Source organism: Rhodothermales bacterium (assembly GCA_013002345.1).
GTDB lineage: Bacteria > Bacteroidota > Rhodothermia > Rhodothermales > JABDKH01 > JABDKH01.
Genome location: JABDKH010000216.1, coordinates 1 through 9,267, shown reverse-complemented (window position 1 = coordinate 9,267; position 9,267 = coordinate 1). Strand labels below are relative to the sequence as shown.

At 60.1% G+C, this 9,267-nt stretch carries 9 protein-coding genes; 7 read left to right on the top strand and 2 right to left on the bottom strand.

The annotated features are described in order from the left end of the window. Position 1: 1 nt before the first annotated feature. Positions 2 to 274 (bottom strand): hypothetical protein, encoded by a 273-nt coding sequence (locus HKN37_11150; protein ID NNE47205.1) that lies wholly within the window; start codon positions 272 to 274, stop codon positions 2 to 4. A gap of 552 nt (positions 275 to 826) precedes the next feature. Between HKN37_11150 and HKN37_11145 the strand changes: the two genes are divergently transcribed. The 5 genes from HKN37_11145 (at position 827) to HKN37_11125 (ending at position 7,418) form a co-directional block, all read left to right on the top strand. Continuing rightward, positions 827 to 2,005, top strand: coding sequence for an AAA domain-containing protein (locus HKN37_11145; protein NNE47204.1), 1,179 nt, complete (start codon positions 827 to 829; stop codon positions 2,003 to 2,005). Then, positions 2,002 to 3,306, top strand: a complete 1,305-nt coding sequence (locus tag HKN37_11140; protein ID NNE47203.1) for a restriction endonuclease — start codon at positions 2,002 to 2,004, stop codon at positions 3,304 to 3,306. Before HKN37_11145 ends, HKN37_11140 begins: the two co-directional genes overlap by 4 nt. 31 nt (positions 3,307 to 3,337) lie before the next feature. Continuing rightward, on the top strand, positions 3,338 to 4,108 hold the full coding sequence (locus HKN37_11135) for a hypothetical protein (protein NNE47202.1): 771 nt from the start codon (positions 3,338 to 3,340) through the stop codon (positions 4,106 to 4,108). Positions 4,109 to 4,328: 220 nt separating this feature from the next. Beyond that, positions 4,329 to 4,997 carry a hypothetical protein gene (locus HKN37_11130; protein NNE47201.1) on the top strand — a complete coding sequence of 223 codons (669 nt, stop codon included), beginning with the start codon at positions 4,329 to 4,331 and terminating at the stop codon, positions 4,995 to 4,997. An 804-nt stretch (positions 4,998 to 5,801) separates the two neighbouring features. After that, positions 5,802 to 7,418, top strand: a complete 1,617-nt coding sequence (locus HKN37_11125) for an HNH endonuclease (protein ID NNE47200.1) — start codon at positions 5,802 to 5,804, stop codon at positions 7,416 to 7,418. A 34-nt stretch (positions 7,419 to 7,452) separates the two neighbouring features. On the opposite strand, the gene HKN37_11120 is transcribed toward HKN37_11125, so the two are convergent. Continuing rightward, positions 7,453 to 8,139, bottom strand: a complete 687-nt coding sequence (locus tag HKN37_11120) for a hypothetical protein (protein ID NNE47199.1) — start codon at positions 8,137 to 8,139, stop codon at positions 7,453 to 7,455. 223 nt (positions 8,140 to 8,362) lie between these two features. On the opposite strand from HKN37_11120, the gene HKN37_11115 reads away from it, so the two are divergent. Continuing rightward, complete coding sequence (locus tag HKN37_11115; GenBank protein ID NNE47198.1) at positions 8,363 to 8,713, top strand: type II toxin-antitoxin system RelE/ParE family toxin; 351 nt, start codon at positions 8,363 to 8,365, stop codon at positions 8,711 to 8,713. Then, the gene (locus tag HKN37_11110; GenBank protein ID NNE47197.1) at positions 8,710 to 9,033 is read left to right on the top strand and encodes a helix-turn-helix domain-containing protein; all 324 of its coding nucleotides are present in this window, start codon (positions 8,710 to 8,712) and stop codon (positions 9,031 to 9,033) included. The genes HKN37_11115 and HKN37_11110 overlap by 4 nt, the downstream gene beginning before the upstream one ends. Positions 9,034 to 9,267: the final 234 nt, after the last annotated feature.

The window sequence follows — 9,267 nt, the reverse complement described above, 5'->3', positions numbered from 1 at the left end:
CTCAAAAGCTCAGCGCCGCCTCACTGTCCCTGAAGCAGTGACTTGGGTGCGCGGGCAGCGAGATAAACTCATCGGAGGCGCTGCGGTCCTTGCGGAGTACGCCGACGACCCTGGCTCCGCGGACTACGAGGCGATCCAGAAGCGTATGGATGAGGTCGCCCCCAACGTTGCCGACAGGGCCTGGGGACACAAATACTTCTCGTTGCTCTACCCAAACCTTCTCGATCACTTTCACGTCGTCGGATACCAACAGCTCAACCTGTTGCGACTGCATAAACTCCCATACGAAGGCATGTACGATAACGCCCGCTTCTTCTCGGGCATCGCCCGGCAGATCGGTGTGTCAACTGGCAGCCTCAGCATTGTGCTCAACCGTCGCGATGGGAACCCCTGTACGTACTGGCGCGTTGGGACGAACCCTGGCGAAACCGGCCCCAGCGAATGGCCGCGCATGCGGGACGGCGGGTTTGCGGCAGTAGGCTGGAGCAACGTCGGAAACCTCTCGGAGATCGACCACAGCAGCAAGGGCAAAGACAAAGTCCGTGCGCTTATGGAAAAGCACTATCCAAACAAGAAGAGCGTCGTTACTCGCACTGCTACACAACTCTTCTACTTCGCAGCACGTGTTGAGCCTGGGGACATAGTAGTCGCGATGCGGGGGTCCAACGTACTAGGCGTTGGCGAAGTGGACGGCGACTATTCCTTTGTCGAGGGAGACGGGCCTTTTAGCCACCGACGCCCCGTGAATTGGAGATCGGTGGAGGAGTGGAAACTACCGAAAAAGGAGGCTCTCCGCACCACGTTCGCAAAACTCTCTCGGCATCCCATGAATTTGGTTGAGATAGAACGAAGGCTATCGAGTATCGAGGCCGGCGACAACCATCAGCACGATGAGCACAAGAAAGCTGATTCCATCGTACCACCACCGCCGCCGCAGCTAACTGGAATTGTTCGTCGCATCAAAGCGGCGCTGCATCGAAAGCGCCAGGTTATCTTATACGGCCCCCCTGGGACCGGAAAAACATACTGGGCTGAAAAAGCGATTGATGAACTCGCCGCCCGTTCTTGGTTTGACTGTTCCTATGACCAACTGACCGATGAGCAGCGCCAGCAACTTCACGATCAGGGGGCCATTGAGCATTGCTGCTTCCATCCGGCCTACGGATACGAAGACTTCCTCATCGGATATCGTCCGGTGCTGACCGACGGCGCGGTGGGCTTTGAGGCCAAAAAGGGAATTTTCGCCAAGCTCTGCGAGCGCGCGATCAATGATCCAAAGCGTGACTACTTCCTCCTTGTCGATGAGATTAACCGAGGCGACATTCCAAGAATCTTCGGAGAACTGATCACCGTCTTGGAGAAAGACAAGCGTGGCAAGTCGATGACGTTGCCGTTGACGGGTGACCCGTTGGTGGTTCCAGATAACGTCCAACTTGTTGGAACAATGAACACAGCCGACCGTTCAATCGCGTTGCTAGACGCAGCGCTACGACGGCGATTTGCCTTCATCGAATTGATGCCCGACAGCACTACGCTCAGAGGCGCCAGCGTTGGCGGTCTTCCCCTAGGCCCGTGGCTCGACGAGCTCAACCACCGTGTTGTCCAACATGCCGGCCGTGGGTCACGAAATCTGCAAATCGGACACTCTTACCTTCTGAGTGAAGAGAAGGGCATCCAAGACAAGGGCCGGTTCGCCGACGTCCTTCGCGACGACATCATTCCACTGCTGCAGGAGTACTGCTACGAGGACTTCAATGCGCTCGAGAAGATCCTTGGCGATGCGATCGTGAGCAGCAAGCGGCAAACGATTCAACAAACCCTTTTTCGCCCCGAACTCCGTGGGGAGCTCATTGAGGCGCTCTTGTCCGCGTTCCCAGACGTCACCGCGACACCTGAGGCTGTTGATGCGGATGCTGAAGGTGAAACCTCCGAGGACGAAGAGCTCGATGAGGGTCTCGAGGAAGAGCCCGGGGACGAGCAAGACGAAAAGGAACCAGCGGCGTGAACGGCGCTCGAGTTGCTCTGCGTGAATGGGAGTCAATCGGGCCAGCCGACAACGCTTTGCTCCGAGACTTCCGATTCGAGACACCCGAAGACAGGCTGCTCGCCGGAAAGCTGACAGGCGAAGGCACGGTCGAACTTCGTGAACTCTATGACGGTCTCCACATTCGAGCCCGGTCACACGTGGGTCGCATCCAGTTTGGTCAGCTCACACTAACGATCACTCCCAAGATCGGTGTTCACCAACTGCTTACGTTGTTCCGCTATGCCTATGGCCTCCGTGACCTCAAGCGATACGAGAGCGCCACCTACGCTCTCGACGGCAACTTGTTCCAGGACCTCCTCGTCGCGCAGCTTTATCAAGAAGTACGACAACTGATCGAGCGAGGCATCGCGAGGAGTTACGTCGGCTTCGAGGAGGACCTTTCCAGTCCCCGCGGGCGAGTCGACTTCGCCGGCCTCGCGAGGCGAGGCGGCGCGGCCGACGCCACCCTTCCTTGCCGTCACTATCCCCGCTCCTCGGACAATCTACTGAACCAGGTCGTTCTGGCCGGGCTCGTCTCGGCATACCGCATCACCACCGATCGAGGTCTGGCGGCTGACATCGGGCGCCAGATGAGCATGATGGCGGAGCACACACGCCCCGTGCGCTTGTCTGCCTCGCTATTGGACAAGGCCAGCCGAGCACTAAACCGCTTGGTCGCCCCGTACGAGTACATCCTACGTCTTATCGAGATTCTGCACTTCGGAACCTTCGTAGACTTCCACGACGCAGACGAATCCTACCCACTACCGGGCTTCCTCTTTGACATGAACCGCTTCTTCCAGAGCCTGTTGGACCGGTTTCTTTCGGAGAATCTGCCGGGCTTTCACGTTCAGAATCAGTATAGGTTGACCGAGATGATGCGGTACGTCGCGGGACAGAATCCTCAGGGCCGGCAATCCCCCAAGCCCCGCCCAGACTATGCGATTCATCAGAAAAACAAGTTGGTAGCCCTCCTGGACGCGAAGTACCGGGACCTTTGGGACAGGTCCCTCCCGCGCGAAATACTGTACCAGCTCTCTGTCTATGCTCTGAGTCAACCGCGGGTTTCAACGGCAGCCATTCTGTACCCAACCATGGCTGGGACAGCGCGCGAATCCCAAATCGAAATCCGGGAACCCCTGACAGGCCGGAGCGCAGGCTTCGTCGCGCTGAGGCCGGTCCTGGTCGACCGTTTAGTCGGTCTCATCGAGGCGGAGGGAAGGCGGGGGCAGGAAGCCCGGGAGCAGAGCGCCCGCGAGTTGGCTGGAGTACCGGCATAGCTCGACAATCGAAACGACGTAAGGTGCATCGATGCCGCCAAGTATACTGAAGACAGGTTGGTCCACGGGTGCGGTTGCCGTCGTCGACGCGCTCGGAGTGAAGAGACTTCGCGAATCTCGTCAGCCGGCCGACATTGCACAACGTGTCAGGGAGGCCGCCAGGACCGCAATGCATCTCCAGAATGGATATCTTACGCAAGTGGCTGGCCATCAGTATCCGTACCATAGCCATCCGCTGGCGATGGACTTCGCGGCGTTGTCTGACACCGTGATTGTCGCGGCGTCAGTGCCCATCGAAACCGAAGAGCCAGATCCACAGTTGCTAAGCGACATGGTGTGGCGAACAGCCCTGTCGCTAGGCTACCTGGTCCGCCGAGCAACCCAGGCGGATCCGCCACTTGCCTATCGCGGCGCGATAGCGTTGGGCCGACTTTGGCGAGATGACTACGAGCCGCCCGATTTCCCAGTAATCCAGGGCCCTGCCGTCGAACTTGCACTCATCGAATATGAACAGGCCAAGGGCGCGTTCATCCACGTCGTGAATCCGCCCGACCCTTTCGAGTCCTCTCCTTGGTTTGGGTACCCGCTCCTTTCGAAGATGTTCCTCAACTGGAAAGTGCCCTTGAAAGGGAGCTGCTCGCCGCAGGAGAGAAAGGTCCTGACGCCGTTCTTCGATCTCCTTCCCACTACGGATGAAGGGCAAAGGATGATCGCTGGCTTCGACCAAGCAACACGTGCAAAACGGGACTACAACAGGCACACGATGCGATTCATCAGCCACTGCGAGGTTGCGGAAACGTAGTTAATGAGCCTGATTGTCGAGGCAGGTGGCGCGCCGGACCCTCACTGCCCGCGTTCCGATATTCCGCGGCACGGTATGTGGGCAGGTCAATGGGTATGGCGAACCTGCAGAGAGCCACGATCGGTACTAGATTCGTCTGATGAGGCTGCTCTGGCAAATCGATCCCCAAGACATCGCAAGAGTCAGAGCGTTCTACGCAAAGCACTGCGAGAATCCTTTTGTGAAGTCTCGAATCGCAACCAATCTGCGGACCGACAAGCCGCCGATCAGCAAGGGCGAGTTTTGGGATCGCATGGTTGGCTGCCTATTGACCACACAACAGCGATCAGGGCCCGGGTCGACCGTAGCGAAGTTTCTCCGCACGAAGCCTTTGCCTCTCAATTATCCGATCTGCGCCAAACAGGATGATTTGGCGGAATTCACTCGTGCCGTCCTCTCCAATTTCGGCGGGGTGCGACGGTCTACCATCATCGGCAAAGAGCTCGCCGCAAATATGTCATTTCTGCGCGACGGCGGGTGGGAGCCAACTCTTCGGCAACTCGACGATTTAAGGACAAATTCCTCACCAGAAACCGAGAAGCGAGCAGCAGCGTTTATCGCCGACAGCTTCAAGGGTTTTGGTCCAAAACAGTCGCGAAACTTGCTCCAAGCACTCGGGCTGTCGAGGTTCGAAATTCCCATCGACAGCCGAATCACTAAGTGGCTGAACACCATCGGCTTCCCAGTCAAGCTCACAGCCAACGCGTTGCAAGATCGAAACTACTACAACTTCGTCTCTGATGGCTTCCAGAAGCTCTGCGAAGCCTGTGACATCACACCGTGCGTGCTTGATGCTGTGATTTTTTCGAGTTTCGACGAAGGCAAGTGGACGGAAGAGAATGTTGTGTAGCGAGTCTCTTTTCCCAACGCCTCATGATAGCCTCAAACCCCATGACGAAGCCATCCTCCCACCAAGTCACCGTCAACTCTCTCAACCTCCACTACCTAGAATCCGGCACCCCCGATCCCAACACCCCCCCCAATCCTCCTCCTCCACGGCTTCCCAACAAGCAGCCACCTCTACCGCAACATTCTCCCCGACCCTCGGCAAGACCCACCGCCCCATCGCGCTCGACCTCCCGGGCTACGGCCTCTCCGATAAGCCCCTCGACGTCACGTACGACTACGACTTCTACGCCGACGTGTTCGACGGCTTCCTCGACGCGCTCGACATCGGCGACACGCACCTGTGCGTGCCCCCTAACTGTGCAGGGAACACCGCGAAAGCAACTGACCGGGAGGACGATTCCGTCGACAATTGCAACTTGACAAACGTTCAGTACTCCGGCTATAACCACAAGTAATCATGCGGAGTTCCAGGCCCGAAATCCCAGCTCCCCCGCCACGCAAGGTCGGCCGCCTCTCCGAAGTCCCAGCTCCCCCGCCACCCAAGCTAGGCGAGCTCGCCCAACTCGACGCCGAGCTTTACCGCCTAGCCCGCGGCGCCGGCCGCCTCCGACTTCGCATCGGCCAAGCCCTTCACCGCCTCGGCGACGGCTATCGTGAGCTCGGGTTTTCGACACTCGGCGCGTACGCGCTCGAGCGCTGTTGTCGCGGCGGTCGCTGGGCAGCCGACAGTCGCGCACTCGCGAGCCGGCTGCACTCCCTGCCACGATTGAGCGCGGCGTTGGAGTCGGGGTCCATCGGCTGGAGCATGGCCGAGCTCCTCGCACGCCATGCCACCCCGCAAACCGAAGCCGCGCTCCTCCAAGTCGCACGCGGCAAAACAGTCCAAGCGATGCGCATCGCCTTGAGCCCGCAAAAATCACCAGCGTCACAAGACTCACAGGCGCCACCCCAAGTCGACGACGACGACGAGCTCGCGCGCACGCTCTCACTCACGCTCCCGGTCGAAGAAGCCTGGGCGCTCGAGGCCACGCGCATGATGGTCGAGCACATGGACGGCAAGCGCACCGGCGGCCACTTCCTCGAGTCCCTCCTTGCCGAGGCCACCATCTCGCTCCTCGAGCTCGTGCCTCCGTCCGAAAACGATCTCTCCGCGCGCATGGAAAGCGAACACACCGCGTGGCGCGCCGAAATGCAACGCACCCAGCATCTGCAAGCAAACGCCGAACTCCAAAGCCGCCCAGCCGTCACTCGCGAGCCCAACCCCGGCGAAGCCCCCGAGCTCGACGATCTCCCGCTCGGCCTCGACGCGCTCGACACGCGCATCCGTCACCACAGCGCAGAGCTCGCCAGCCGCGATCTCTTCTTCGGCCGCATGGCCCAACGCTTCCTCGCACTCCGCGGCTGGCAAACTCTAGGCTTCGCCACCGAAGCCCACTACGCCCGCGAACGCCTCGGCATGTCGCGCGCCTCCCTCCGCAGCAAACTCAGCCTCGCCCGCCGCAGCCAGGGCCTCGACCACATCATCGACGCCCTCCAACAAGGCCAAATCGGCTTCGAAGCCGCCCAACTCCTCACCCGCATCGCCACCCCCGAAACCGAACGCGCCTGGGTCACCCCCGCCACCCGCCGCACCTACAAACACCTCCGCGAAGAAGTCCAAACAGTAGAACTGGCCACCCGCTTCACCGGCGCAACCGACCGCTCCCCCCCAACCGAACACCACATCAACCAAATGCAGGCCCTCGAACGCGCAATCCTCAGCGGAGAGCTCCTGCAAAGACTCATCCGCAGTCGTCCATCCGAACGCGATGAACACGATGAACGCGATACCCCCAACGAGGGCAACGACCCCAACGTCCGCGCCGGCGACGGGGAGGCCGGCGCTCCTCCATACGAACGCCCAAGCGACGAACCCCCCGCTGTCCAGATATCCGTGAGTCCCAAAGACGAGGCACCGAAAGAAGCTGTCCAGATATCCGTAACCCCCGCTGCCAAAGTAACCCTCCGCATCCGAGTCCCCGGCGACGTCCTCCTCCACTACCGCCAACTAGAGCGCCTCCACCGCAAAAAGCTACCCGACGAAAGCTTCGTTGAGTTCCTTTGCACCACCTTCTGGCAAACCTGGGTCCCCCACCTAGGCACCTCCGACAAATGGGAGCAGATCTACCGCCGCGATCGCTACCGCTGCACCAACCCCGTCTGCCACAACCGCAACATCACCCTCCACCACGTCAAATACCGAGCCAACGGCGGCACCGACACCCCCGAAAACCTCACAACCCCCTGCGCCTTCTGCCACCTAGAAGGCGAACACGCCGGCCGCCTAAAAATCCTCCCCCCAGGCAACAACCCCACCTGGCTCCTAGGCCGCCACCCCATCATGAAAATCCAAAACCGCGAACGAACCCTCCTCATCAACTAAAGGGCGCCTCCGCGGACGGTCCAGATGCGGCGGCTCAGTCCGCCGCGCCGAGCAGGACGTGAAACAGCCAAAACACGAGAACCCCCGCCAAGAAGGCCGGGAACTTGCTGTCTTTCGATATTGGAAACACCCCTTTTGACGTGTGAAAAATCATGAACCCTGCGAGCGCAGCCGTGAGGACATCCACGACCACGGGGTTCGGACGCCGAACCAGACTCAGGGCGTATCCGCCTGCCACCCCTGCGAGCAGGACCCAGCGCCCCGACTTGACGAAGCGCGCCCCATAGTCCTCTTGCAGCTCGATGTCGGTGTTGAGCACGTCGAGCGCGAGCGAAAGCGCAAAAACCACGGTCAGGATGGGTGTGGGTGGAAGCTCGAGACCAAGCGTGAACACCATGAGCGCGTCATAGAGAAAGAACGTCGCGAGATACGCATGGTATTTCGTCGGGTGGGTCTGCTTGGGTGGCCGGAAGAACGCGTTCAAACCGTAGAAGACGACGAAGCCAAGCAGCGCAACGAAGTAGATACGCGGACCCACGGTCTCGTTCGACGCGTCGAGGCTCGGGATGAGATGGAGGAAGACATAGGCGACCGACAGCCCTCCGCCGAACGCCGCCTGCACTTCCGGGTGCTTTCGACTCCCAAAGACCCGCGGCGAGATGACGTGCGTTGCGCCGATGATGAGCGCGACCAGCAGAATCTCCCATCGCTCAGACATCATCCCTTGCCCATCGACGCCACGAGTCGATCAAATACGCTATGCACTCGACGCTCGCAACGCCGCTGACCGTTCCGCCCCTGGCTATCGTACACCTGCCCGCAAGAACGCCCGGCTTCGCTGACCGCAACTTCGGTTGCCGGTGCCCGATAGCTCCCATCACGAGAAATCATGGCAGCTCGATTGCAAAGCTATGTCGAATATGACATAAAGGAAGCCTGGCTTCATGCCGGATAAGCCTCTCGTTTGGCTTGGTGAGTCGGTGCGGAGTCCTCCTTTCTCCGCCGAGGCGCGAAAGCGAGCTGGGTTGCTCCTGAGGAGGCTGCAAAGAGGCGAAACACTTTCCATGCCTGAATCACGACCCATGCCCTCCATTGGCCCGCGCTGTCATGAGCTGCGCATTGCAGATCACGATCAGGGCAAGGCGTGGCGGATCATCTACCGACTCGATTTCGATGCGATTGTTATCGTCGATGCGTTCTCGAAGAAGACTCGAGGCACCCCAACAACGGCTATCCGCCGCGCGTCGCGTCGCCTGCATCGCTACGACAAGGGCCCCGACGGAGGGAGCCAATGAAGGAATCGAAACGACGTCGGCTCGAGGCACAGGGATGGAGATTCGGCTCCGCAAAGGACTTCCTCGGCCTCACCGACGAGGAAGCCGAGTACATCGAGCTTCAACTCTCTCTTGCCGCGCTGCTCAGGAAGCGCCGGGAGAGCCTCGGCTACACCCAAACCGAAGTCGCCGACCTCATCGGTTCCAGCCAATCCCGCGTCGCAAAAATGGAAGCCGGCGACCCAAGCGTCTCCGTCGACCTCCTCATCCGCACCCTTCTCGCCCTCGGCGTAAACCGAAAGCAAGTGGGCAGGGCAATCGGCGCAGCCGCCTCCGCGTGAATTTCAACGAAAGCACGCAACTTCGGCCGGCGCCGACCGATAACCAAGCATGCCCCGGCTAGGGTGCGCTCCCGCAACGCTGTTCACCCACCGCGACTCCTGTATACTTCCGAGTCGCGGGTCGCCTCATGAGACGGCCAAGGAGGTTCCAGTGGAAATCTGTGCACACGAAGGATGCAACTGCGACGTCTCCGAGACATACGTCGAGCAGGACGGGAAGCGCTACTGCAGCGA

Excerpts from the sequence above, each read along its gene's own strand:
- HKN37_11150 (NNE47205.1), bottom strand. The coding sequence starts at position 274 with ATGCAGTCGCAACAGGTTGAGCTGTTGGTATCCGACGACGTGAAAGTG.
- HKN37_11145 (NNE47204.1), top strand. The coding sequence starts at position 827 with ATGAATTTGGTTGAGATAGAACGAAGGCTATCGAGTATCGAGGCCGGC.
- HKN37_11135 (NNE47202.1), top strand. The coding sequence starts at position 3,338 with ATGCCGCCAAGTATACTGAAGACAGGTTGGTCCACGGGTGCGGTTGCC.
- HKN37_11125 (NNE47200.1), top strand. The coding sequence starts at position 5,802 with ATGGCCGAGCTCCTCGCACGCCATGCCACCCCGCAAACCGAAGCCGCG.
- HKN37_11120 (NNE47199.1), bottom strand. The coding sequence starts at position 8,139 with ATGATGTCTGAGCGATGGGAGATTCTGCTGGTCGCGCTCATCATCGGC.
- HKN37_11115 (NNE47198.1), top strand. The coding sequence starts at position 8,363 with ATGCCGGATAAGCCTCTCGTTTGGCTTGGTGAGTCGGTGCGGAGTCCT.
- HKN37_11110 (NNE47197.1), top strand. The coding sequence starts at position 8,710 with ATGAAGGAATCGAAACGACGTCGGCTCGAGGCACAGGGATGGAGATTC.